This is a genomic window from Sulfurospirillum sp. UCH001 (assembly GCF_001548035.1).
Classification (GTDB): Bacteria; Campylobacterota; Campylobacteria; order Campylobacterales; family Sulfurospirillaceae; genus Sulfurospirillum.
Genome location: NZ_AP014723.1, coordinates 464,303 through 490,242, shown reverse-complemented (window position 1 = coordinate 490,242; position 25,940 = coordinate 464,303). Strand labels below are relative to the sequence as shown.

At 38.3% G+C, this 25,940-nt stretch carries 24 protein-coding genes; 6 read left to right on the top strand and 18 right to left on the bottom strand.

The genetic code is table 11. The features are described 5' to 3' along the window. Nucleotides 1-198 precede the first annotated feature (198 nt). Nucleotides 199-945 carry a VacJ family lipoprotein gene (locus UCH001_RS02495; RefSeq protein WP_067178442.1) on the top strand — a complete coding sequence of 249 codons (747 nt, stop codon included), beginning with the start codon at nucleotides 199-201 and terminating at the stop codon, nucleotides 943-945. Between the two features lie 3 nt (nucleotides 946-948). Continuing rightward, nucleotides 949-1,548 carry a phospholipid-binding protein MlaC gene (locus UCH001_RS02490; protein WP_067173919.1) on the top strand — a complete coding sequence of 200 codons (600 nt, stop codon included), beginning with the start codon at nucleotides 949-951 and terminating at the stop codon, nucleotides 1,546-1,548. 34 nt (nucleotides 1,549-1,582) lie between these two features. On the opposite strand, the gene trpA is transcribed toward UCH001_RS02490, so the two are convergent. Beyond that, nucleotides 1,583-2,323: a tryptophan synthase subunit alpha gene (gene trpA, locus UCH001_RS02485; RefSeq protein WP_067173916.1), complete on the bottom strand. Its 741-nt coding sequence runs from the start codon at nucleotides 2,321-2,323 to the stop codon at nucleotides 1,583-1,585. Continuing rightward, on the bottom strand, nucleotides 2,320-2,730 hold the full coding sequence (locus UCH001_RS02480; RefSeq protein ID WP_067173913.1) for an Hpt domain-containing protein: 411 nt from the start codon (nucleotides 2,728-2,730) through the stop codon (nucleotides 2,320-2,322). The genes trpA and UCH001_RS02480 overlap by 4 nt, the downstream gene beginning before the upstream one ends. A gap of 79 nt (nucleotides 2,731-2,809) precedes the next feature. Here UCH001_RS02480 and panB point away from each other — a divergent pair, with 79 nt between their 5' ends. The 3 genes from panB to UCH001_RS02465 are packed head-to-tail and all read left to right on the top strand — an operon-like array spanning nucleotide 2,810 to nucleotide 5,663. Beyond that, entirely contained in the window at nucleotides 2,810-3,598 is a 789-nt protein-coding gene (panB, locus tag UCH001_RS02475) for a 3-methyl-2-oxobutanoate hydroxymethyltransferase (RefSeq protein WP_197651433.1), read from the top strand. 5 nt (nucleotides 3,599-3,603) lie between these two features. Further along, entirely contained in the window at nucleotides 3,604-4,626 is a 1,023-nt protein-coding gene (ruvB, locus tag UCH001_RS02470) for a Holliday junction branch migration DNA helicase RuvB (protein WP_067173910.1), read from the top strand. Beyond that, nucleotides 4,623-5,663: an AI-2E family transporter gene (locus tag UCH001_RS02465; RefSeq protein WP_067173908.1), complete on the top strand. Its 1,041-nt coding sequence runs from the start codon at nucleotides 4,623-4,625 to the stop codon at nucleotides 5,661-5,663. Before ruvB ends, UCH001_RS02465 begins: the two co-directional genes overlap by 4 nt. A gap of 39 nt (nucleotides 5,664-5,702) precedes the next feature. Here the strand turns inward: UCH001_RS02465 and UCH001_RS02460 are convergent, their stop codons facing one another. From UCH001_RS02460 to UCH001_RS02410, 11 genes are all read right to left on the bottom strand, one after another. Beyond that, complete coding sequence (locus UCH001_RS02460) at nucleotides 5,703-6,365, bottom strand: Bax inhibitor-1 family protein (protein WP_067173905.1); 663 nt, start codon at nucleotides 6,363-6,365, stop codon at nucleotides 5,703-5,705. 92 nt (nucleotides 6,366-6,457) lie between these two features. Next, nucleotides 6,458-8,482 carry a dynamin family protein gene (locus UCH001_RS02455; RefSeq protein WP_067173903.1) on the bottom strand — a complete coding sequence of 675 codons (2,025 nt, stop codon included), beginning with the start codon at nucleotides 8,480-8,482 and terminating at the stop codon, nucleotides 6,458-6,460. After that, nucleotides 8,479-10,851: a dynamin family protein gene (locus tag UCH001_RS02450; RefSeq protein ID WP_067173900.1), complete on the bottom strand. Its 2,373-nt coding sequence runs from the start codon at nucleotides 10,849-10,851 to the stop codon at nucleotides 8,479-8,481. The genes UCH001_RS02455 and UCH001_RS02450 overlap by 4 nt, the downstream gene beginning before the upstream one ends. A gap of 127 nt (nucleotides 10,852-10,978) precedes the next feature. After that, a complete protein-coding gene (locus UCH001_RS02445) occupies nucleotides 10,979-11,701 on the bottom strand; it encodes a fumarate reductase iron-sulfur subunit (protein WP_067173897.1) in 723 nt (240 codons plus the stop codon). After that, nucleotides 11,698-13,683, bottom strand: coding sequence for a fumarate reductase flavoprotein subunit (locus UCH001_RS02440; protein ID WP_067173895.1), 1,986 nt, complete (start codon nucleotides 13,681-13,683; stop codon nucleotides 11,698-11,700). The genes UCH001_RS02445 and UCH001_RS02440 overlap by 4 nt, the downstream gene beginning before the upstream one ends. A 2-nt stretch (nucleotides 13,684-13,685) precedes the next feature. After that, the gene (locus UCH001_RS02435) at nucleotides 13,686-14,468 is read right to left on the bottom strand and encodes a fumarate reductase cytochrome b subunit (RefSeq protein WP_067173892.1); all 783 of its coding nucleotides are present in this window, start codon (nucleotides 14,466-14,468) and stop codon (nucleotides 13,686-13,688) included. Nucleotides 14,469-14,655: 187 nt separating this feature from the next. Beyond that, the gene (gene lgt, locus UCH001_RS02430) at nucleotides 14,656-15,474 is read right to left on the bottom strand and encodes a prolipoprotein diacylglyceryl transferase (protein WP_067173890.1); all 819 of its coding nucleotides are present in this window, start codon (nucleotides 15,472-15,474) and stop codon (nucleotides 14,656-14,658) included. Between the two features lie 54 nt (nucleotides 15,475-15,528). Beyond that, nucleotides 15,529-17,823: a diguanylate cyclase gene (locus tag UCH001_RS02425; RefSeq protein ID WP_231963987.1), complete on the bottom strand. Its 2,295-nt coding sequence runs from the start codon at nucleotides 17,821-17,823 to the stop codon at nucleotides 15,529-15,531. A gap of 118 nt (nucleotides 17,824-17,941) precedes the next feature. Beyond that, a complete protein-coding gene (locus UCH001_RS02420; protein WP_067173884.1) occupies nucleotides 17,942-18,370 on the bottom strand; it encodes an Hsp20/alpha crystallin family protein in 429 nt (142 codons plus the stop codon). A gap of 70 nt (nucleotides 18,371-18,440) precedes the next feature. Then, nucleotides 18,441-19,097 (bottom strand): Crp/Fnr family transcriptional regulator, encoded by a 657-nt coding sequence (locus UCH001_RS02415; protein ID WP_067173881.1) that lies wholly within the window; start codon nucleotides 19,095-19,097, stop codon nucleotides 18,441-18,443. Between the two features lie 2 nt (nucleotides 19,098-19,099). Then, the gene (locus UCH001_RS02410) at nucleotides 19,100-19,501 is read right to left on the bottom strand and encodes a YchJ family protein (RefSeq protein ID WP_067173877.1); all 402 of its coding nucleotides are present in this window, start codon (nucleotides 19,499-19,501) and stop codon (nucleotides 19,100-19,102) included. A gap of 140 nt (nucleotides 19,502-19,641) precedes the next feature. Here UCH001_RS02410 and UCH001_RS02405 point away from each other — a divergent pair, with 140 nt between their 5' ends. Next, on the top strand, nucleotides 19,642-20,820 hold the full coding sequence (locus UCH001_RS02405; protein WP_067173874.1) for a sugar transporter: 1,179 nt from the start codon (nucleotides 19,642-19,644) through the stop codon (nucleotides 20,818-20,820). A gap of 43 nt (nucleotides 20,821-20,863) precedes the next feature. Here the strand turns inward: UCH001_RS02405 and UCH001_RS02400 are convergent, their stop codons facing one another. The 5 genes from UCH001_RS02400 to hemB are packed head-to-tail and all read right to left on the bottom strand — an operon-like array spanning nucleotide 20,864 to nucleotide 25,902. Continuing rightward, on the bottom strand, nucleotides 20,864-22,126 hold the full coding sequence (locus tag UCH001_RS02400; RefSeq protein ID WP_067173872.1) for a (Fe-S)-binding protein: 1,263 nt from the start codon (nucleotides 22,124-22,126) through the stop codon (nucleotides 20,864-20,866). A 3-nt stretch (nucleotides 22,127-22,129) separates the two neighbouring features. Beyond that, entirely contained in the window at nucleotides 22,130-23,503 is a 1,374-nt protein-coding gene (gene hemN / locus UCH001_RS02395; protein ID WP_067173869.1) for an oxygen-independent coproporphyrinogen III oxidase, read from the bottom strand. An 8-nt stretch (nucleotides 23,504-23,511) separates the two neighbouring features. Then, complete coding sequence (locus UCH001_RS02390; protein WP_231963951.1) at nucleotides 23,512-23,970, bottom strand: DUF2603 domain-containing protein; 459 nt, start codon at nucleotides 23,968-23,970, stop codon at nucleotides 23,512-23,514. Between the two features lie 29 nt (nucleotides 23,971-23,999). Next, on the bottom strand, nucleotides 24,000-24,926 hold the full coding sequence (gene argF / locus UCH001_RS02385; RefSeq protein ID WP_067173864.1) for an ornithine carbamoyltransferase: 927 nt from the start codon (nucleotides 24,924-24,926) through the stop codon (nucleotides 24,000-24,002). Between the two features lies 1 nt (nucleotide 24,927). Next, the gene (hemB, locus tag UCH001_RS02380; RefSeq protein ID WP_067173853.1) at nucleotides 24,928-25,902 is read right to left on the bottom strand and encodes a porphobilinogen synthase; all 975 of its coding nucleotides are present in this window, start codon (nucleotides 25,900-25,902) and stop codon (nucleotides 24,928-24,930) included. Between the last annotated feature and the right edge of the window lie 38 nt (nucleotides 25,903-25,940).

Genomic DNA, 25,940 nt, shown 5'->3' with positions numbered 1-25,940 from the left:
CCTCCACACCCATCAACAGTAACAACTGCAACCGTAAAGGATTGGTGTGTGTGAGATTTGGACCGTGATTATATTCAAAAAAATATTAAATTTTGCTTGTTTTAATCTAAAAATAAGTTCTATTTGTAATGCTTTAATTTACTTTAAATCAAAAAAGTTCTATAATTGCGCAAATCTTAAAACCATAGAGGTACTATGTTGCGTATAATTTTGGCCTGTTTATTAAGCCTTTCTTTGCTGTCGTCAGCAGAATACATGGGAGCTAATTCATATGGCAGTGATGATTTTGAGGCTGAATTTAACGCCAAAAACGATGCAAAATTGTTTGATCCATTGAGTGGTTATAACGAAATCATGACAAGTTTTAATGATACATTTTACGAATATCTTCTTAGGCCAACAGCACAAGGATATGCTTACATCGTTCCCAAGATGGCACGTAATGGTATAGCAAATTTCTTTGATAACCTTTTTTATCCTATTCGCCTTGTGAACAATCTTTTACAATTAAAATTTTATAACAGTTGGGAAGAGACAGAGCGTTTTGTATTAAACTCAACCATGGGTATTTTAGGCTTTCACGATATAGCAGGTGAAGAATTAGGTATTAAAGCACATGATGAAGATTTTGGTCAAACATTGGGATATTATGGCGTAGGTAGTGGTTTCCATGTTGTTTTACCACTTTTAGGACCTTCGAATGTACGTGATATTGTTGGTCTTGCTGGCGATATGTGGCTTAACCCAATTAATTACCTTGAAGCGCGTGATGCTAATTTACTTGATAGTACAGAAGAGTCTATCGCGACAACAGCATTCTATACAATCAATAAAACATCTCTACATGTAAAAGAGTATGACAACTTCAAAAAAGATGCTATTGAGCTCTATCCGTTCTTGCGTAATTTTTACGAATCAAGAAGAAATAAACTTATAAGTGAATAAACAATGAAAAAAATTCTTGCTGTTGTAGTACTAACGCTTCTATGTGTGCAATCTATTTTTGCAATAGAAGAACATGATATATCAACATTTATGCAAAACAACATTGATAATGCAACAACGATTTTACGTGATAAAAAAATACAAAAAAATGAAAAATCTGAAAAACTTTATGCTATTTTTGATTCGATTTTTGACTACACACTCATGGCACAATTAGCACTTGGTGGAAAACAATGGGCAGCACTGCCACCTGCAAAACAGAGTGAGTTTACAAAGCTTTTTGAGCAAAAACTCAAAAAATCGTATATGGAAAAACTAGATCTCTATACCGATGAAAAAATTGTTATTAAAAATTTGGAAAAAATCAAAGACGCGCGTATTCATCTTACAACGCATTTGATGAAAAATAGTGAAGTCTATGAAATTATCTATAAATTCTACAAAGATAAAAATGGAAGTTGGATGATTTACGATGTTGATATCTTAGGTGTCAGTATCATTCAAACGTATCGTACACAGTTTGCTGAAATTTTGGCGAAAGAACCATTTGAAAAATTGCTTGAAAAGCTCAAGCAACCTGACGAGCCAGCACAAAAACAATAGTAACACCAAAGTGTGTCACTATTGCCTTCTTTTTTTAAGCGTTAATTTTCTCTTTTATAATTTTAGCTCTTTGTGCAATTGTGTCGATCTTTTGAGCTGCACTGAGGTTTTCATTAAGTAATACTTCTACAAATGCACTTCCCACAATAACACCATTCACACCGCGAGCTCTCTCTTTTGCTGTCTTTTCATTCACACCAAAACCTACAAATAAAGGTGTCCCGCTCTGCTCTTTGATCGCTTGAATCGTTTTTGTAAGATCTTCACTCGCGTGAGCCCCTGTAATTCCAGCGTATGCCACAAGATAAATAAACCCTTTTGCATCTTTAACGACTTTGGCAATACGCTCTTTACTATCTGTTGGAGCTACAAAACTGACCATAGAAAGGGCATATTGTTCCATTAGAGGCAGGTAAGGGAGCGCTTCTTCGTGTGGAAGATCTGGAATGATAAATCCTTTAACCCCAAATTCTGTCGCTTTTTGCGCAAATGTTTCAACACCTTTATGATAAAAAGGATTAAAATAACCCATCCAGTACGTCTCAATAGTAGGCGCAACAACTGAAGAAATATCAAACAATGTTTGCATTTTAAATCCATTTTGCAATGCATGCAAATTGGCAACTTCAATAATAGGACCATCTGCAACAGGATCAGAAAAAGGAATTCCTAACTCTAGCTTGTCAACACCTGCTTCTTTTAGTGCAGAAACCAAGTCCAATGAAAAATTCTTATCGGGGAAACCCGCCGTAATATAGGCAACTAATTGCTTCACTCTTTCTCCAACGTATGAGGTACTTTTATAATTAACGGATTTAATACAGTAAAAAACGATGCATCATTTTCAACATCTTGTCGGTACTTTTCAAACTGATCGCTGACTAAAAGTAACCAATCGATAAACTCTTCACTCGCGGGGCCTTGCAACGTTCGCGCCTCTTCTACAATATCTTCACACAATACTGCCAATTTTATAATAGGATCTAGTTTTAAAAATCCTGCGGCTGATTTCATATTATGGAAAATACGAAAAAGATCTCCAATGTTTTCAGAATAGCGCTCTTTTTTACTGAGCCCAATAATCAGAGGCTCCATATTTTCACACATAATGGCATAGTGAGAGATAAAATCTCCTACAATTTCGATGTCAAAATCAACTTCCAATTGTGCCAAAACACCCATGTTGCTTACCTCCGAAGTTGCTCATTGTACCATGTTTTTTATAAAATTTTCTTGTCCTAAAATAGGGTATAATGAGGCCATGAAAACAATTACATCTATTAAACAACAGAAGGGGAAAACTCCCCTCACCGTTATCACTGCTTATGATGCGCTCTTTGCATCTCTTTTCGATCAAAGAGTTGATATCATCCTTGTTGGCGATAGCCTAAATATGAGTTTTAATGCTAAACCTGACACACTCTCAGCGAGCATGGAAGTCATGCTTTATCACACCAAAGCTGTATGTGCAGGTGCAAAAGAGACTTTCATTGTTTGTGATATGCCTTTTGGAACATACACCGATGAGAAGATGGCACTCCATAATGCTTCAATGGTATACAGCCAAACCAATGCGCATGCTGTGAAAATAGAAGGTGGTGTGAGTCGTGCACATATCATCAAGGCATTGACACAAAACTCTATTGCAGTTATGGGACATATTGGACTGATGCCTCAATATGTCAGAAGCGAAGGTGGTTATAAAGTACGTGGACGCAGTGAAGAAGATATTCTTGCATTAATCGAGGATGCCAAAGCCGTTGAAGAAGCAGGTGCTTTTAGTTTGGTGATTGAAGGTGTTGTTGAAGAAGCAGCTAGACGTATTTCTGAAGCTATCACTATCCCTACTATTGGCATAGGAGCAGGTAAATATACCGACGGTCAAGTATTGGTTTGGAGCGATATGTTAGGCTTTTTCCAAGCCTTTCAACCTAAATTCGTTAAGCGCTACTTAGAAGGTGCCACACTGGTACAAGATGCCGTAGATGCTTATGTTAAAGAAGTTCAAGAACGTAGCTTTCCAGAAGCTCCCTACACGTATACAAAGTGAGTGAGATGGAACGCATCGTTGAAATAGAGAAGATTTCTTTTGAGAATGACTATGAAAAAAGTTTGCGCCCCTCTTCATTTGATGACTACATAGGGCAAGAGAAGATCAAAAAAAATTTGCAAGTGTTTATTCAGGCAGCACAAAAACGCTCTGAATGTTTAGATCACATCCTCTTTTTTGGACCTCCTGGTCTTGGTAAAACGACGTTAGCACATATCATTTCAAATGAAATGCGTGCCAATATGAAAATTACCGCAGCTCCTATGATTGAGAAAAGTGGTGATTTGGCGGCAATTTTAACCAACCTTCAAGAAGGAGACATTCTCTTTATCGATGAGATTCATAGACTCTCTCCCGCCATTGAAGAGATTCTCTATCCTGCTATGGAAGATTTTCGTCTTGATATCATTATAGGTTCGGGTCCTGCGGCTCAAACCATCAAAATCGACTTGCCTCGATTTACACTCATTGGTGCAACCACACGTGCTGGTATGATAAGCTCTCCCTTAAGAGATCGTTTTGGTATGCATTTCCGTTTGCAATTTTACACCAAAGAAGAACTTGCGCTCATCATCACCAAAGCATCCCATAAACTTGAGAAAATATGTCTGCAAGACGCCGCTGTGGAAATGGCACGCCGCTCACGAGGAACCCCTAGAATTGCACTTCGTCTTTTAAAGCGTATTCGTGATTATGCTGACGTAGAAGATGAAGATCACATTCATAAAGAACGTGCACAGTATGGACTTAATGAACTCGGTGTAAATGATCTTGGTTTTGATGAACTCGATATTAAATACCTTGAGCTTTTATTGCAAAGTAAAGGGCGTCCTTTAGGGCTTAGTACCATTGCAGCAGCTCTCAGTGAAGATGAAGGTACCATTGAAGATGTGATAGAACCTTATTTATTGGCAAACAGTTATATTGAACGAACGGCCCGTGGGCGTATCGCAACACCCAAAACGTACGAGCTTTTTAGGCTAACGCCGCCTACATTACAAAATGGACTTTTTGAGGATACTCTATGAATGAACATCGTTTCTTTTTAACTGCTATCTTTCTTGCTGTATTGTTTTCAATCCTCAAGTTGTATCAGCCTTTTTTGATGATTATCGCCATTGCATCTTTGCTCGCTATGGCAACCTATAGCCTCAATCTCAAACTATACGGTTTAACGAAAAATAGACACCTTGCAGCGGCTTTATCAACACTATTTTTATCTGTTCTTCTTTTTGGGCCTATTGTCTATACATTGACCTCTATTGGGGGCATTGTTAATAATTTTGATTTTTCAATGATTGAAAAAGTGCAAACGTATTTACGCAGTTTAGATTATCAACTGCCAGCGCCCCTTGCTTCGGCGCAACCTGCTCTAGACGATTTTATTAACAATCTCAATATTGCTCAAATTTCGAGTACTACACTTTCGTACCTCGGCTCGATTGGTAAAAACAGTGCAGGATTTTTAAAAGATATGTTGCTTATTGTTGTCTTTTTCTTCTTTGCCCTACTCAATGGTAAAGATATGATTGATTACATTAAAAGCGTTATGCCTATTGATGCCAAAGAGGTCAATATCGTTTTTTCTGAAGTCACGAATGTGATGAGCGTTGTTTTTTACTCTATTTTACTCAGTGCTATTTTGCAAGGAGCGCTCTTTTCTGTTATTGGGATGTACTTTGGGTATGATGGCCTTTTACTGGGTATTTTCTATGGCTTTGCATCACTGATTCCTATTATTGGTGGCGCACTCATGTGGGTACCAATCTGCGCATTAGAAGTAGCTCATGGCAATACAACAACGGCTATTATTATTGCCTCTTATTCTATTATCGTTATTTCAGTAATAGCAGATACGTTCATCAAACCACTGATTATCAAATACATCAACGATAAAATGGTCAAAACACCTACTACGGTTAATGAATTGCTGATTTTCTTTGCTATTTTTGCGGGACTTACGACATTTGGCTTCTGGGGTATGATCTTAGGACCAGCGATTACGACACTCTTTTTATCGCTTCTCAAACTCTATAAATTACTTAAAGAAAAACACTATGTCTAAAAAAGATAAGGCTAGATTTTAGCCTTATCTCCTACACTATCAAGAACTTTTTTTCCCAGCAATTTGAGCAATAATTTTCACAATTCGTATAAAAAGGATAATAATATCCATATACAGCATTGCAGCACTATCGATAGCATTATCAAGTGTTTTTTCTACTTGATTGGCAACGCCCCAGTCGTAGCCAATGTAGCCACAAAACACCCCTATAACAACCCACTCTATCCATTCTTGTGGAACACCAAGTACAAAGGTCTGAAAGAGTTCGATCATGACAACACCTAAAAGTGCAACCGCTAAAACACTATAGATTTTCTGAAAAAATGAGGGAAATAGATAACCAAAAAGCGTCATGAGAAGTGTTAAAAAAAATGCGATACCTAAAGCAAAAAACAATAACGTTGGAGCAACATCATACAGTGCTAAACTCAAAACAAAGCCTAAAGGTAAAACAACTAAATTATACCCTATAAAGCTCATACGAGGAGTGTTATACGTTACAAAAAGATAGTAACCAACTGAGGATGATACACTGTACAGAACAAGTACTATCCACCCATTGACAACTTCTAACACTGCCATTGGGTTCATAAAAATAACCATCAACCAATTGACTAAAAATCCCCAACACAGAACAAGCCCAATAACCATGTTATACTTTGCGGTACTAAGGAGAGATTGAGTAGATACATGTTCTTCCATAGAAATCCTTAGAGATATAAGTTGCGTTTGGAAGAGTATTTTAGCGTATCTTTCTTTGCTCAGTCTAGAGAGGAAAAGGCAAAAGAGGTATGTTATATAACCTCTTTCACCAATGTTTCGATTTGTGATATGATCTTGTTATGTCTCGCTTTACGTTCTTCTAAAAATGCCACTTTTTCTTCTTTAATCGCTGTAAATTGGCTGATTAGACGATCGTAATCTTTACTCAAGAATGTATTTTTTGTGTTCATCATATTCTCTAATTCATAGAGATGGAATGATGTTCTAAGACGTTCTTTTATCTCATCAAGTTTCGGCTGATACAGGGAAAATTTTGTTGGATTTGCTTCGTAGAGTTTTACCGATTTTTCAATTTTATTTTCCAAAAATGCTACACACACTTCAGTGGCGTTTTGATAGTTGAAACTCACCGCACTGGAGAGGTGATTGAATTCTGAGCTAATTTTTGCATATGAATCTGCAATCTCATCATTAAAAGGTTTCAAGATACTCTCATAAGCTTTTGAAGCAAAACGACGCATATTGGCAAATTCAATATCTGAATGCAACTCTTCACTTTTACGAATGACTTCATACGGTGCTTGCCATTTCAGAATGCCTTGTTCCAAAGAGCGGTAAACCAAACGGTTTTTATCATTGACTTCATTTTGAATAGATCCAAGATTTCGCACATATTGCTTAAACATTTTACCAATAAGATTCTCTTCATAAAAAAGGCTTTTGTAGATAAGATCTGAGTTGATTTTAGGTGCTTGGTATTCAAAAGGAACATACGTTGGTTGTTTACTGAAAAGTCCCGCTTTTTGGGCTTCATAACGAACCAGTTTTTCAGTAGTGATTTGATTATAAATCGCATCAGCAACCGTTTCAATAATCTGTTCTATGCGCATAAAAGCGCTTTTAAGATCATGTGAAAACTTGCCTTTAAATTCTGAAAAAAGCCCCTTGGCTTCTGCTTCAAAACGTACAATTTCATCTAAAAGTTCATCGTAAATTGCTAAAAAGAGTTGATGTTGTGCAAGCAATTTCGATGCAATATCTTTGATCTCTTTGGTAATAGCAAATTCTTTTGACTGCGTTGATTTAGGTTGAATTTCATTACGAATAAAATCCAATACTTTATCGATATTGGACTCTTCTAACAGCTTTAGATTTGCACCTAAATCACTTTGCAAGATAGAGTCTAACGTTCTCTGGTATGCTTTAAAATCATGTTCAACTTCAACAAAATCAAGTCTTTCTCCACTGCTTTGTAGCTTTGTATGCAAATCGTGCATAAACTCTTCAAGCTTCTCTTCCATCATCACTTTTTTATCATGACTGCGTGATTCTAAAGCTTGGCGCGCCGAGATAGGAATAACATCGCTAAAAAACTCTTTAAATGCCGTTTTGACATAGTTGGTCGTCTCTTCGATTTGTTGTGGTGTAAATTTGTCTTTTTGGTTTAAAACACAAAGAGATTTATTTTGATATTTTCCCAAATACTCTTCTAATACTTGAAGTTCACTCATCTTGCCAGCATTATCAATCAGTGTTAGCCAAATAATGCCATCAACTTCTCTCAAAACACGCTCTGTCGTCTGAGTGTCACTCGCTGCTTGTGAGTTAAGCCCTGGGGTATCGACAAAAACAACATCTTTAAGAATATTTAGTGGTGCATACAATACAAGATAAGCGATATCTTCAACATGCTCTCTTTGGTCTGTAAAATGGGCAATGTTGCTAATGTCATGATACTCATCTCTACCATCTTTGTAACGCACACGAATTTTAAACTCTTCTCCATAACGTATATAATTAACCTTGGATGTAACGGGTGTGATACCTGTAGGCAAAATACTTTTTGCTAAAAGGGCATTCAAAAAGGTGGATTTTCCACTAGAAAATTGCCCTGTAATGGCTACTTTCATAGGCTCTTCAGAACGCATTTGAAGACGATCAAGCGCTTTTTTAAGTTGAATGGATGGGAGCTGTTCTTCGGAGAGAAGCACATACTGAACTTTTTTAAGCGCACCCAGAAGTGTGGCATCAAACTCAGGTACTACTCTTAAGAAGTTTTCTTTATATGAGGTTATAAAACTTTCCATAAGACTCATTTTGACTCCTTTGTAGCACTTAAGTCATGTAACACTATGCCCATAAAGCGTTCTTTTTCTTTAATTTCTAAAATACGCGCTTCACGACTTTGCGTTGCATCCTTCATTTGACGCATCGCACGTTCAATCAATGCCTCTTCTGCACTAAACCGCTCCTCAATACTACGAGCAGGTGCCTCGCAGAGACTTACAAATGAAGCCAAAAGTTCTTGATTGACTTTGACGAGCTTATCATGCAACATCTCTTTAATAGTTAAGAATTCTGCTCCAAAGAGAGCATCCAGTGTCGTTGAAAGCATACTCATGTCATTTTTGCCATACTTTTTAATGGCTTCATTGGCTCCAGCACTCACAATCGCACTATTTTTAAAGATCAACAGTGAGCCTAAATGTTCTTCGCAAAATGCTTTTGCGTCAAAATGATTCGATGCAGTATCGTTTTTAAACTCTCCATATTTTGCATCCATATAGTCTAATGAACTTTGCATTTTCTTTTGAAATTCATAGCGATAGTCACGAATAAGATCAACCATACCATCTTTAATAGCTGTCTCTATCATCGAACTAATGCGCTCTTCTTTAGGCGCTTTTTTATTTTTACTAAATTCATAGCTTACGTCATCCGTAATACGACGCTTAACAATACTTTGGAGTTTATCAAGTTGATTGCTCGCAAATTTCTGCAATGTGTTAAAATAGTTTTGCATCTCCTCTTTGCTTTGAGAGACACTGTTCCTAATCTGTTCTAAAAAATGCACCATTGCTTTTTTATCTTCTTGGTGTTTTACATAGGCTTGTTCTATCTCTTCATGTGAGATATTTAAGTAATGCAGTTCTTGCTCAAATGATGCCATCGATTCAGCAATAATGGACTCAATCTCTTTACGATTAGCGGAGATAATGAGATTGGCTTTTTCACTGTTACTACCAAAAAGAACATCTTCAAGATACGCCTCAACCAAAGGCAGTCCCGTACGTTCCATATCATAACCAAGTGCTAAGGCCTCTTTTACTTGCCCTAATTTGTGCATCAATGCAAGTTTTCCAGCAATAGGAATAAAGACAATTTTCGCAATAATCTCATCGAGTTTTGCACCCTTATTTTGCTCTTTTAACCTCGCTTCAATACTACGCTTTGTATAATCAATAACCTCTTGTAACTCTTTTTCTTTAATTGCATCGATACGTGTAATGACAATCAGCAAACGTGCAACGTTACGGTATAAAAGTGCATCAATAATAAAATCAACATCTTTTTGAGTTGCCGCTTGTGCCGCATTCATAAGATGAATCATAAGATCACATTCGCTGAGATATTCGAGGGTAATCTCTTCACGTTGGACAACAGGATCATCCAGACCTGGAGTATCTACGATTTGAACACCGTCTTGAACAAACTTCAAATCTGTATAGAGTTCAACGCTTTTGACAAGGTTACATTTTTTATCGGAATGTTTCGCAGATGTATAAAGTGCTAACTCTTGTACAGGAATCGTTTCGCTCTCACCTTGTGGAGTCACAAAGGTATGAAACTTCTCGCCAAAATGCGCTTTACTCTCTTTCACAAACGCTTCTAAACTTTTAAGACTTGCTGCGCCCTCTTCGATTTTACTCCACTCTTTGGCATTCCAAAAATTGACAACGGCATATGGGTTTTGTGCATATTTAATTAGCGTAAGATTCGCAGTTTCAGGCACAACAGATGTTCCTAAAACTTCTTGCCCTAAAAGAGCATTGAGCATTGTAGATTTACCAGCGTTCATCACACCTGTAATACCAATTGAAAAACGTTGATTTTCAAGTCTTTCAGGAATAGCATGTAAGCGTTCATTCAAACGAGGGATTTCAACAGCCTGCTTTAGGTTTTCTATGGCTGTTACTAACAAATGTAGTGCTGTTTTATAGTAATTTTCTTGTGTCGTTGCACTCTTAACATTTAAGGTAGCAACTTCAATTTTTTTCTCTTCTATAAGCGAAAGGATACTGCCAAGTGAACGCAGGGCATCATAAGAGAGGATACCTTCTTTTTTTAAAAGTTCTAAGCGTTTACTAATCGCATGATTAATCTGTAGATTGCCAAGAGTTATCAGATATCCGAGCAGTTGGCTTTGAGCATATTGTATGGTTTCTTTACTAAATATTGATTCTTGGAAAAGTGTTTTTAAAACAATTTTGGGTTCTTCAAGAGTAGCCATATTGGCAAAATTTTGAGGACTAATGATAAGTAAGATGGCAGCACCATCACAAAAATTATCGAATGTATGTGAAAGAATTTTATCGAGTTCTACTTTATGTTTTTCATCGAAAACAGCGTCTTTATTTAACCTCTCACTCCAAATGAGTAAGAAAAAATCATTGATGACATGCATGTGATACTATCTTTAAAGTTTTTTTGATTATATCAAGATTTCTTATAATAGAAACAAAATTGCGAGACTAAATGTCAAGATTAAGGCGAGGAGCAAGGCAAGTACCTTACTCCTCTAAAAGCGAAGATTACGAGCGAAGTGCTACGAGTTTTCTTCTCATATAAGCGATTTTTGATTGAAGAGGTAAGTGTTTTGGACAGTTGTCTTCGCACGCAACGAGACTCATACATCCAAAAATTCCGTCATCATCACCAACGAGTTCATAGAAGTCCTCGTCAGTTCTATTATCATGTGGATCCATTGCAAAACGAGCAACACGGTTCAAGCCAACAGCACCAATGAAGTTTGGTCTCATTAGTTTTGTACCACATGCTGCAACACAGATACCACACTCAATACAACGATCAAGCTCAAATGTCTCATCAGCGAGTTTTGGCTCCATTGGTGCTTCAAGTTTAGAGATATCAACAGTATGATTTGTATGAATCCAACTCTCAACTCTCTTACTCATACCGTTCATCCAGTTACCTGTATCAACAGAAAGATCTTTGATCAGTTTGAATGCTGGCATAGGCATTAATTGAATAACGCCATCTTTAAAATCTTTTGTTAATGTACGGCATGCTAGTTTTGGAGTTCCATTAACCATCATACCACAACTTCCACAGATACCTGCGCGGCATACAAAGTCAAACGATAGATCTGCATCTAAAGTTTCACGAATTTTTGTAAGCGCAATAAACAGTGTCATACCATCTGTTTCTTCAAGTTTGTACTCTGCAAAATGTGCTTTTGAAAGCTTTGATTGTGGGTTATATTTCATAGCCCTTATGGTAATAGTTCTACTCATTTTGGATCTCCAAATCTCTCATTTTTAGCTTTATAATATGGTTGAAGCTCAAATGGCATAAGCGCATCTTGGATTTCATGTCTATCTTTGCCTGCTGCTTCCATCTCTTCACGAAGTTTATCCACTTCTTCTTGACGTTTAAGGCTGAGTTCATTCTCAATAATCATACCTTTTGCGCCATATCCACGGAATGCTGGTGGAATTTCCATTTTCATAATATCTAAATCTTCGTATGTAACTGTTGGAAGTGTAGCACCATCTTTCCATGAAGTGAGTGTACGTTTCAACCAGTTAGCATCATCACGTTTAAGGAAGTCTTCTCTATAGTGAGCACCACGACTCTCTGTTCTATCTCTTGCACCAACAGCAACACAAAGTGCAAGTTTAAGCATCATAGGAACACGATACGCTTCTTCAAGCTCTGGGTTCGCAGATGTTGTTTTAGATTTAACAGTAACGTCATGAGATTTTTTGAGAAGTTCTTCAAGTTCGTTAACCGCTTCAGCAAGACCTTTGCCATCACGGAAAATCGCAACTTTTTCCCACATAATGTCTCTCATTCTGTTTTTGATTTCAAAGATGTTATATTTACCTTTGTTAGTCAATAAATGGTCAATGAAATCTTTTTGTTTTTTCAATGCTTTTTCAATCGTTGCGGTGTTAACATTTACCTCATTTGATAAACAGTAATCAGCAAAATAATCACCAACGATCATACCAGCAACAACAGTCTCACTTACAGAGTTACCACCAAGGCGGTTAAATCCGTGCATATCCCAACATGCAGCTTCACCTGCTGAGAAAAGACCTGCTAGAGTTGGAGACTCACCAGTTGGTTTTGTTCTGATACCACCCATTGAGTAGTGTTGCATTGGAAGAACTGGCGCCCAACCTTTTGGACCTTCATCCGCAGGATCGATACCGTTAAAGATTTGACAAATTTCTTGTACGTCTCTTAAGTTTCTTTCAATGTGTGCACGACCAAGGATAGAGATATCTAACCATAAGTGCTCGCCATATGGAGATTTAACACCTTTACCTTTACGGATGTGTTCCATCATACGACGACTTACAACGTCACGGCTTGCAAGTTCTTTTTTCTCTGGCTCGTAGTCTGGCATAAATCTATGACCATCAACGTCACGTAAGATACCACCGTCCCCTCGACAACCTTCTGTTAAAAGGATACCTGAAGGAACGATTGGAGTTGGGTGGAATTGTACCGCTTCCATGTTACCAAGTGTCGCAACACCAGTCTCAAGAGCAATAGCAGCACCAATACCATCACAAATAACCGCGTTGGTTGTTTGTTTATAAAGTCTACCGTAACCACCTGTTGCGATCAAAGTACCTTTAGCAACATAAGCCCAAAGCTCTCCTGTTACGAGGTCTCTTACAATCGCACCATAACAGCGGTTGTTTTCATGAATAAGCGCAATCGCTTCTTTTCTATCTTCAATATTTACATTGTGTTTTAACGCTTCGTTAGCAACACCAAAAAGCATGGTATGACCTGTAGCATCCGCTGTATAACAGGTTCTCCATTTTTTAGTACCACCAAAGTCACGAGAGTGGATATAACCATGTACTTCATCGTCTTCAACGATAGTTGTTCTCTCAGCATTGATGATTGCTTCTCTGCTACCTTTTGCAATTCTAGTCCAAGGCACGCCCCAACCAGCTAACTCACGGATAGCTTTAGGTGCAACAGTAACGAACATACGTGCAACTTCTTGGTCACAACCCCAGTCGCTACCTTTTACAGTATCCGCAAAGTGAACATCTTCATTATCACCACGGCTCATTTTTGAGTTACCAAGACTTGCTTGCATACCACCTTGTGCCGCAGCAGAGTGAGATCTCTTTACTGGACAAAGACTTAAAACTGTTGTGCTTAGACCTTTAGATTGAGTTGCAATCGCTGCTCTAAGACCTGCTAAACCACCACCGATTACCAGTGCATCACAATATTTTACGTTCATTTTTACGCCCCAACCTTCACATCATATCTTACTTCTAATTGAGCAGATGGTTTATATGCCTCACCCGCATTGTTTCTGTGCTCGTAGCCGATTTTGACATACGCTGCAAGGGTAAGAAGACCAAGTGCCAAGAAAAATGCTGTAATTGCCCATTTAGCTTTTTTAAGGTTCTTACGAGACTCTTTTGCATGCTCGCCTTCAAACCATCCCCATTTAACACAGAGACGATAAAGACCAATACCACCGTGAAACTCTACTGCTAAAAGAAGAAGAAGATAAAATGGCCACATAAAATCAGAGTACATTCTATCAGCTGAACCGTATGGTCCGATTTCATCTGCTTTAACCGCCATCATAAGAAGGTGTGCAGAACCAAGGAAGAACATAGCAAAACCTGTGAACGCTTGTGTAAACCACATAGTCGTATCATCATGTTTCATCATGCCCATATGTGTTTTGTATGCTTGATATTGTCTAAATGTAATAGGCAATTTTCTCATACCGAGCATTGCGTGTACAATAAAGACAGCAAATACAAACAATACGATCGCAGAAACGATCCAAGGCTGTGGCTCACTTAAGAACATACTGCCTTCAAACATTTTTGTTATTGTGTACATAAAATCTTTGCTAACTAAGATAGTTGAAACAAAGAACATATGTCCCCACATAAACAAACCTAAGAATAGTCCTGTTGCACTTTGAACATAGTCAAGTTTCGCAGGAACTCTACTCTTTTTTCCCTCAACGCTCGTACCTAAAAAACCTTCAAGTAGGTCACTCACATCTCATCCTTTTTGTGAAGTTTTATAAACACTCATAAATGTGCAAGATAACACACTCATGAATATCAATTGTTATCAAAGTGCCTATTTTAGGGCTCTTTCGTTCATTTGATTTCGTCACAACTATGCTATTTTGTACATACTGATCGAAATTATAATACACGAAAGGGGATTTAAAAGGGATTTTTTATCCTCTCTTACCCCGTTTAATTATCAGTATGTATAATGCTAAAGAAGCCAAAGCCATTAGGATAGAAAGAGCTTGTCCTTTACTCATCCATTCGCCATAAACAAAGCCAATTTGAAAATCTGGCTCTCGCCAAAACTCTGCAATAAAGCGGCCAATAGAATAAAAAAGCCCATATAAAGCGATGAGTTCGCCATCGTATTTTTTAAATTTTCGATAGACATAGAGTAGCACAAAAACCATCAATCCTTCCAAAAATGCTTCATAGAGTTGAGAAGGGTGACGAAGCACGCCATCCACGTAAATACCCCATGCCACGTCGGTTGGACGACCGAAAAGTTCTTGATTGAGAAAATTACCAATGCGACCAAAAATGTAACCAACAGGAACACTGATGGCTACGACATCCAGTAGCCTCCAAACATTGATTTTGTGTTTAAGATAAAAAAACCATGTTCCAAGAAAAAATCCAACAATTGCACCATGATAACTCATACCGCGGATACCTACAAAGGTTCCATCCATAAATGGGTTGAACATCTGCCATGGATTTGCGAGATAATAATCTACATGCGGATCATAAAAGAGAATGTACCCAATACGAGCCCCTAATACAATGCCAATTTCAATCCAAATAAAATAACTCTCTAAAATTTGATTGGTAAATCCAAGGTTGTCTCTTTTAACAAACCATTTTGCAGCGTAAAGTGCCCCAAGAAGGGCAAGCATGTACATAAGCCCATACCAATGCACAGAAACAGGACCTAATTTAAAAGCGACAGGGTCAAATTGGCTATAAATGTTATTCCAAAAAAGCATTCAAATCCTTACATGATAAAAAAATATTTTACTGTATTTAGATTAAGAGGGAGTTTAGAATGCAGGTAAAGTACACATATATGTTTCTATTTCAACACGATTTCGTCCATTCTCTTTTGCAAGATACAATGCGGCATCGGCCCTTGCTATCATACTTTTTTCATCATCGTGTAAATGGTACGATGCCACACCAAAACTGCTAGTACGTCTTCCAACATACGCAAAATTTTGGGTTTCCATGAGACTACGAAGTTTTTCTGCCAATAAACGTGCACTTTCAAGATCACTGTTTGGTAGAAGAATCAAAAATTCTTCTCCACCCCATCTTCCAACGGCATCTTCAAAACGAATATTGGTTTTTAGAAGCTTCGCTAGTTCTTGGAGTAAACTATCGCCGACTTGGTGCCCATAGGTATCATTGACTGATTTAAACTTATCAATATCCAAAATAATGATCGAGAAAGGTGTTTGGTGGCGTTTGGCAATGCTAAGATACGATGCAAAAAGTTCATCCAATTTAAGACGGTTGTATAAACCTGTTAAACGATCCGTGATAGAGAGTTCTTCAACTCTTTTTTTATCTGTGATATCATGGCGAATGGCTGTATAACCTACCATTTTGTACTCTTCATTGTATCTAGGCTCGATGATTGTTTCTATCCAATAATCAGACCCATCTTTGCGTCTATTTTTGATTTCACCAGACCAAGAAATACCTTTTTTCAACGTATCCCACATCTCTTTGTAGATGGATGATGGTATGTCTGGATGCCTCACGATATTATGGCTCTTACCAATAAGTTCTTCTTTTGTATAGCCTGAAATTTCACAGAAAGCCTCACTGACTTCTGTAATGATTCCATATAAATCTGTGCTAGAAATGATGACATGCATATCAATGATTTGAAGATATTTTTCAAGTTCATATTTTGATTTGCGATAAGCAGTAATATCACTAAACGTAATCAATACAGAATTGATCTTCTCAAAATCATCAGAGTAAATAGGTTGCGCATTAGCTTTCACCCATACATAGGTACCATCACCTCGTTTAATTCCCATGATAATATTGTTTTGTGGCTCACCTGTATGTAATGCTTTATAAAAAGGTCTCTCTTCCAATTCAAATACCGAACCATCTTCATGCACCGCTTTCCATTTTGAATCGCTACTGAAATTCCCAATAATCTCACTTTTAGAAAGTTGTAGCATCTCTTGCGCCGCTAAATTACACTCAAGAATCATTCCCGCATCATTTAGTACCAAAATGCCTTCTTGCATTGTCTGAAAAATAGAGCGTATTTCTGATTCTGATTTTGCAAGAAGTTTTGTTTTTGCATTGGCTATTTCATACGCTTTTTTTTGCGTATGTTGCAGTACATAAATTAAACCGCTAATTACACTAAATAGGAGTAAGCCAAAAAGTATTTGGAACCACGGTAAATAACGGCTACTGCTCATTTCTAAGACATCATGCGCTTTAAAATGAATGGTCCATACTTTTCCATAAAATTCTAAAGAAACGTTATGACTCAGTCTTGGATTCACTAAATTAGCGTTAGAGTTGTAGAGAAGATTTTCATTTGATGGAACTACGCCATCGTAGATTTCAAAGTCAACTAAAATATAACTGCTTTGTAAAAGTTGTTCAAACAACTTTTTTGCATCAATGGCAATGTACACAACCCCTTTAGCATTGTGTAAACGTTCTTCAGGCAAAGAGGGGACATCTTTGCTCTGATACAAAGGAAAGAAAATTAAAAAACCTGCCTGATGGTCAGTGACATATTTTTGCACTAAATCGATTTTGGAAGAGAGCGTTGCGTCTGCTCGTACAAAAGATTGATGCAATGCATCTTTACGCACAATCTCTGAAGCCAAGTCAAACCCAAACGCTTTTTTATTCAGTTCAGACATAGGTTCAAGATATGTTATAGGAAAGAGTGCCGAATTGGTGGATGTATTTATTTGAAAGATAGTGTAATTAGAAAATCCTTCATCACGAATGCTTTGTTCATGCTTGAGTCGTTCAGAAGGTTGAATCAAGGGAGCGTAGCCTAAAGCTGTAAATCCTAGAAAATGTTCATTGATATGATTTTCAAGTGCATATCGTTTCCACTCATCCCGTGATACTTCATCAGAAGCATTCATAAACGCAGCTACGCTGTGTATAAGTTGAATGTGCGCATCAAGTTCTTTTTCGATTAAATTTGTAATATGATGAGACGCTGCTTGAAAACGAAGTTGCTCTGTTTCTTTGACCCAAAGATCACTCTTCCATGCAATCATCATGGAAAACAACACACCTAAGAGCAAAAAAATCCATGGTAAGAATTTAGATTCCCACACGCGTTTCAAGAAAGTTCTCCTCACACCGATGTTGCAGGAGATTGTAGCGTAATTGAGAAAAATAATCTATATAAAATATTATTAGATGCAAGGAATTTACTCCCTTGCATCTAGTAACTTATTTGACTTGAATTTTTTTAACTTCTGCTTGTTCGATTTTGAGTTTTGGAAGCGTTACTTCAAGTACACCATCGGTGCTACTCGCCTCAATGTTCTCTACATCAACATTTTCTGGCAATGCGAAGCTTCTTTGAAACTTACCGTAAGAGCTTTCTACTTTGTAGTAGTCTTTATCAGTGCGCTCTTCTTTATAATTTCGCTCACCTGAGATAACGATTTGATTCTCTTTGATATCGATGCTAATGTCCTCTTTTTTAACACCAGGGAGGTCAACCTCGATGTGGTAAGCAAATTCACCTTCGCGGGTACTCACTGTTGGGCGAAATGCAGAAATACCGCTTTCATCTACTTCAGCAGGGTAATAGTTGAACAGTCTATTTTCCAACTCTTTGAGTTCTTTGAATGGGTTAAATCGTGTGACTAACATGTTAAACTCCTTTATTTTTTGAAAGAAGTTTAACGCAACACTTGTATGCCTGTCTGCCACTTAAGTAGCACTATTCCTCAGGGAGGTGTTCAAGAAGATGTTGTGAGTCTTTGATGAAAATCTCTTTACGTTTCACATCAATAAGCCCTTGCCTTTTAAGCGATTGAAGATTGCGATTGAGCACTTTACGCACGGTACCGATCAGACTTGCAAGCTCTTCATGGGAAAGGTTATTGATGAGTTTGAGCGTTTGTTTATCGCCTTGTTTTTCAATGTTTTTAGCGATCAATTTCACTAAACGCGTTGTGGTGTCATACAAAGAAAGATCACTTGCCAAGGTTTCAACCTCACGAAGCTGTTTGGCAACATACGGTAAAAAGAGTTTGTTAAACGAAGGCTTGGTTTCGATCCATTCACGAAAGAGTTCGATAGGAAAAACAAGTAAAGTAACATCATCCAGTGCCATCGCCACATTTTCATGCACTTTGGCATCTAAAAGCGTGATGATGTCGTACATATCGCCTTTGGATAAAAGATAGAGTATCTGTTCTTTGCCATTTTCAAAGTTTATTTGCGAGATTTTAACGCGTCCTTCTAAAATGACAAAAAAATGCTCCATGCACTCTTCTGGACGCATTAAGATTTCGCCTTTACTGACATGTACTACACGCCCAAAACGTTCAATGTCCTCTTTGAGTTCTTGCTGAATGACTTCCAGTGCGTACATCGCTACCCTTTCACTTCACCATCGACATACATCCACGCTTTTCCAAAACGTTTAAAACGAGAATGCTCCTCATGCACACCATTTTTTCCTTCTTGAACAAAAGAAGCGTGAAAAGTGACTTTACCTACTTTATCTTTTTCGCTACCTTGCCATACATCACGCACGTCTAAGCCAGTCCATGCCAAACCTTTACACGTAGAGGCTATGTCTGCTTTCAGGTTTTTTGCACGATGATTAGGGTGTGTCGTCTCAAAAAGATAATCTATCAAGCCAAAAACAAACGCACTGTAACGTGAACGCATAAGCGCTTCGCACGTTGGCGCATTATGCTGTTTGTGGTAGGGTTCGCAACAGGTAGCATACGTTTTACCACTGCCACAAGGGCAAAGATTTTCTTCCTTCATTCATCCTCTTTTTTGCTTGCATTTGAGAGATTATTATACAAATATTTCGTTAAATCCCCTCTTCTAACTCTATACATTCAACTGTTTCTTTTCTCTGATGCGCTAGAATTTCTCCTCATTTTCTACAAGGCTTTTTTCGTATGTTTGCTTCCCTTTTGATGTCATGGAAACCATGGCTTCCTGTTGTTTGTCTCACGATCTCTGCATTTATTTTCAATACCACAGAATTTGCTCCCATTAGCTTACTTACCGACATTGCGGCGGATTTTCACATCAGTGAAGCGCATGCAGGCTTTATGATGACCGCTTATGCGTGGATCGTAGCAACGATGTCGTTGCCCCTAATGCTACTTACCAAAGATATGGAACGCCGAAAATTATTGTTGTTACTCTTTTCTTTTTTTATAGTGAGTCACATACTCTCTGTACTAGCATGGAATTTTTGGATTTTGATGCTTTCACGCATTGGGATTGCTTTTTCACATGCCATATTTTGGTCGATTACCGCTTCACTCACGTACCGTCTTGCACCTCATGGTAAAAAAACAAAAGCTCTTGGTATCTTAGCGACAGGCACATCACTTGCCATCGTTTTGGGCTTGCCTTTAGGGCGACTGATTGGTCAAAGTTTAGGCTGGCGCGCTACTTTTGCCTGCATCGCTTTAGTCGCCTTTGTAATGCTATTTTTTCTTCTAAAACTTCTACCACAGCTACCAAGTGTCAATGCAGGCTCACTCAAAAGCTTACCTCTTTTGATTAAGAGACCTGCCCTTATGGGCGTTTATGTTTTAACCGCTTTAGCCATTACCGCCCATTTTACGGCGTACTCGTACATCGAGCCTTTTATACAACAAATTGCTCTTTTAAGTGGTGATTTTGCAACTATTACACTTTTTATCTTCGGTATCGCAGGTATGCTTGGAAGCACGATCTTTGCCCACTTCAAACACACATACCCTTTTACGATTGTGGTAAGCTCGCTTACTGCACTGATTGTATCGCTCATCTTTATGCTTCCTATTGCACCTTACCAAATTCCACTTAGTATTCTATGCCTATTTTGGGGCATTGCAATTTGTCTCATTAGTCTCATTCTTCAAGTCACTGTTTTAGAACTCACACCTGATGCCACTGATGTTGCGATGTCTTTATATTCTGGCATCTATAACATTGGTATTGGTGGAGGTGCTTTTGTAGGAAGTTTGGTTATATCGCACAGTTCTATGAAAAATGTAGGAATTTTCGGAGCCCTTTTTGGCAGTGCGGCTCTTGTTTTAGCGATTTGGATTTGGAAGAAGTATCTTTTGAAAAAAGCGTAGTGTTTGCATGTAAAGCTTTCAGCCTTACATGCAAATTTTTAGATTAGCCCTCTTTTAGGGCTTTAGCGATAAGTTCTATCGGGTTTTTGAAGATAACATCTACTTTTTGACCGTGCATTGCATCACTGAGCTGCATTCGACAGGCACTACACTCAGCACTCACGTATTCAGCACCACTCTCTTTAATCATAGCAGCTTTTGGAAGTCCTGCAGCTTTGGCAAAGCGGTAGTTTCCTGTTTGCATCGTCACACCGCCAAATCCACAACAGCGGTTCGGGTCGCTCATCTCTTTAATCACATAGTTTTTAGAGATAAGATTGCGAGGCTCTTTCCACACGCCCTGCATTTTACGTGCATGACATGGGTCATGGTAAGTGACAGTGTCACTTTGTTTAGCTTTGGTTGCCAAAATCTCTGCTAGATTGGTCTTTTTCTCTAAGTATTCGGTTGCCATAAAGATGTGTGGAGCGATGGCTTTTGCTCTTGCTTGCCATTCTGGTTGATCATGGAAAAAGTGTACATAGTCAGCTTTGATCATCGCGCTACAGGTTGCTTCAGGAATGATGATAGCATCAAGTTCATCCTTAAAGCTTTCAATGTATTCGATATTGAATTTTGCAAGATAATCCACGCTGTCAAAATCACCCGTAAAGTATTGTGGTGCACCACAGCATTTTTGTTGTTTGATAAGGTAAGCGTCTATTTGTAGCTCTTTTAATATCTCAAGCAGCGCCTTGCCGATGTCGGTGTACATATAGTTTGCCAAACAACCGATGAAAATACCTACTTTGCCTTTTCCCCCGTTATAAATCACATCAGGATGTGAATTTAAAAATGTCTTTTTCTTTAGGCTTGGGAACAGTCTATCCATCTTGATGATAGGAAAATTTCTAAGGTACATAGAGCTTTGTTTTGGAACCATTTTGAAACCACAGGTTTGGAACATGTAACCAAAGCGTGCGAGAACATCCATGATGTTACGATTGCGAAGCAAGAAGAAGGCAAGCTTTTTGTACCATGCCAAGCCAAACTTTTTACGGATGTCATTGCGTGCTTGCTCAATGAGCATATCCACAGGTAAGTCATTTGGACAGACATCAACACAATTGGTACATAAAAAACAGCTCTCAAAAATATTTTTAGCGTTTTTATCGAGTTCTAACTCACCCCTCTGGTACGCACCCAAAAGATCAAGAAAACCTCTAGGACTGGTAACTTCGTCACGGTTGACTTCGTGAATCGTACATACAGGAATACACTTACCGCACTTAACACACGCATCGCTGGTTACATTAAATTTAAACATCTGTTACACCGTTTTACTGAAGCGTCGTTTGTCTTCAGGTATTTTTTGGAGGTACGCATCAAAAGGCATTACAATATTGCGAATGAGCAGTGTACCTGTGGTATTGACTAAAATCTTTTTACCTACTTTATCAATCACAACCAAATCTTCTTCGACAAATGGAGCAAGGGCGGCTATAGCATCAGCGAAGTACTCAAAAAAGTCGATGCCAAATGCTTTCTCAATACCTGCGATATTGAGTTTAAAGTTACTCATCATCTCCATAATGACTGCTTTTCTTAGTACATCATCATCATTTAAAACAAGTCCACGATGAACTGGTAAAACACCTTCATCGATGGCTTTTTCATACTCGTCCATCTCTTTGAAGTTTTGAACATAGTGGTTTAACCCTTCGCCGATACTGGTCAGTCCAATACCAATTAAGTCTGCACCACCTTTTGTTGTGTACCCTTGGAAGTTACGATGCAATTCGCCTTTTTCAATGGCAAGGAAAAGCTCATCATCAGGTTTTGCAAAATGATCCATACCGATCATTTTATAGCCATTTGACTCTAAGTAGTCGATGGTATAACGCATGATAGCAAGCTTAATACTTGGATGAGGAAGCGTAGTTTCATCGATCTTACGCATCGATTTTTTCATCCACGGCACATGAGCGTAGTTAAAGACGGCTAAACGCGTTGGATCTAGCGAAACGGCTAGGCGAAGTGTTTCTTGAAAGCTCTCAAACGTTTGGTATGGTAAGCCATAGATCAAGTCCATATTGATTGATTTAATACCTGCTTCTTTTGCCATCTTTACAGCATTTTGAGTAACATCATACGGTTGAATGCGGTGGATTGCTTTTTGAACCTCATCATTAAAATCTTGAACACCATAACTAATTCGGTTAAAACCATTGCTGGTTAAAACATCAAGTTGCTCTTTGGTTAAAAAACGAGGGTCAATTTCACAGCTGATCTCAGCATCTTTGGCAAAATTTTTAAAGTGTGATTTGATAGCACCGATGATACGCTCTAATTGAGCTGTATTGAAAAAGGTTGGTGTACCACCACCAAAGTGCATCTGAATCACTTCCCTTGAAGTGTCAAGATGTTTGGAAAGAAGTTCTAATTCACGCTCCAAATAGTCTATGTAGCGCTCTTTTTTATCTTCTTTACTGGTATAAACTACGTTACAACCACAAAAATAACAGGCACTTCTACAAAAAGGGAGGTGAAAATATAAAGAGAGCTTACGATTTTTATCTTGATGTGCCAAGATACTCTCATAACTTTTTGCGGTAAATCCTTCATGAAACTCTGGAGCCGTTGGGTAACTCGTATACCTAGGCCCCGCTTTAGAATACTTTGCAAACTTTTCAAAATCAATCATGTTTCATCCTAACGCTCTATCGCGCTGATAATACTCGCCCCTTCAGGCAAATAGAGATCTTTGAGGTCTAAAAAGAGATTTGGGTGATCTTTTTTGATCTTTTTGATCAACTTGTCGAAATCAATTTCGCTTTTTTTACTCTTTTTAATCTCTTCCATAGCCACTGTCCATACATCTTGAAAGTCAAGTGGCAATTGTTGCAAAATACTTTTTTCTAATTTGAGGAAAAGTGTCTCTTGCTCCGCTTTTTTAAAGTGCTCTATCATTTTAGTCAACGTATCGATGGAAAGAAGCGCATGAAGTTTTTGCTTCTCATCGTACACAAGCCATGGCTCTTTCGCATTATCCCATGAGCCATTTTTAAGGCGTAAAAGCTTTGTGCTTTCATCCTCACTTGGCACTATCTCTAAAATGGTTTGTTCTTTTTGTTTCGTTGGGCTTAAATTTTTAGAAATTTTTTCTATCATCTTAAACTCTTTTTTTCGTTTGAATTCCATTAGCTGTTTCTGTGCCTATCAAGCCATACCATAACGGCTTTTTGGGCATGAAGACGATTCTCTGCCTCATCAAAAATCTCATCCGCATGTGCTTCAAAGACACTCTCACTTACTTCATAGTCACGGTACGCTGGCAAGCAGTGTAAAAACATCGCATCTTTTGCTGCCAAGCTCATCATCGCATCATCGACCATGTATCCTTGAAACGCTGCGACACGTTTTGCTTTTTCCGCTTCTTGTCCCATAGAAACCCATGTGTCGGTTGTCACAACCGTAGCCCCTTTGATCGCCTCTTTAGGGTCATTGCCGATTTTAATCACCGCGCCACTCTCTTTAGCAAATGAGAGCGCATCTTCTAAAATTTTTGCATCTACTTCATAACCCTTAGGCGTTGCAATGCGAAGCTCAAAACCAAGCTTAGATGCCAACATCAACCATGAATGGGTCATGTTGTTACCATCTCCAACATACGCTACGATAGGGTTGGTCGCTTTATTATACTCAACCATCGTGAGATAGTCCGCCATAAGTTGCACAGGATGGTACGAATCACTAAGCCCACTAATAACAGGCACTTTTGAATACGCTGCAAACTCTTCGAGTGTGCTTTGTGCGAAGGTTCTGATCATCACCATATCGACCATACGGCTAATGACACGTGCTGTGTCCTTCATAGGCTCACCACGTCCAAGTTGCAAGTCATTTGATGAGAGGAACAAACCCACACCACCAAGTTGATGAATGCCTACTTCAAAACTCACACGTGTTCGTGTACTGCTTTTTTCAAAAATCATACCTAAGGTTTGATCTTTGAGGTATGGCACATAATTTTTTGCTTTTGCCTCTTTTTTAATGGCAATAGCAAGATTGATAATCTCTAAAATTTCTGCTTTAGTGTAATCTTTTAGTGTTAAAAAATGTCGCATATTACTTTCTCCTTAAAATCTCAGCTACTTCTTTTGCGTGATAACTGATGATAATGTCAGCCCCTGCACGTTTAAAGGCGATCATTGTTTCCATCATCACACGCTCATAATCAATCACGCCTGCCTTACCAGCAGCTTTTAGCATCGCGTACTCGCCACTCACGTTATAAACACACAAAGGTGATGAAGTTGCATTGCGTACATCACGAATAACATCGAGGTAAGCAAGGGCTGGTTTGACCATCAAGATATCCGCACCTTGCATCTCATCTTCCACCGATTCAGCAATGGCTTCACGACGATTTGCTGGGTCCATCTGGTACGTTTTACGATCACCAAAACTTGGAGCAGACTCTGCTACATCACGGAATGGCCCATAATAGGCACTTGCAAATTTTGTCGAATAACTCATAATCGGAAGATTGACAAAGCCTTCAGCATCTAAGGCGTCACGTAGTGCTTCAATCATACCATCCATCATGCCTGAAGGTGCTATCATATCAGCTCCTGCATGAGCGTGGACAAGTGCTTGTTTGGCTAAAATTTCTAACGTTGCATCGTTGTTAACACTTTCATGTTCGATGTCTAAGATGCCACAATGTCCGTGGTCTGTAAATTCACAAAAACAAAGATCGGTGACGACAAACATATTTGGGTACGCTTTTTTAACTGCTTTAACTGTACTTGCGATGATGCCATGCTCACAAAGCGCATCACTTCCAACGCTGTCTTTGACTTCGGGAATACCAAATAAAATAATAGAGTTAATACCAAGCTCTTGAAGTGCACCACACTCTTTAAGTATCTCATCGATACTCATCTGGTAAACACCGGGCATTGAGCCAATCTCTTTTTTAATTCCCTCACCGCTTTTAGCAAATAATGGATAAATAAAATCGTCCATACTAAGGGTTGTTTCACGCACTAAAGAACGAAGAGTTGCATTCATTCTAAGTCTTCTAAATCTTTTAAACATTCTTTTGCCTTATCTTGGTTAAAATTAGACCTCGTTAT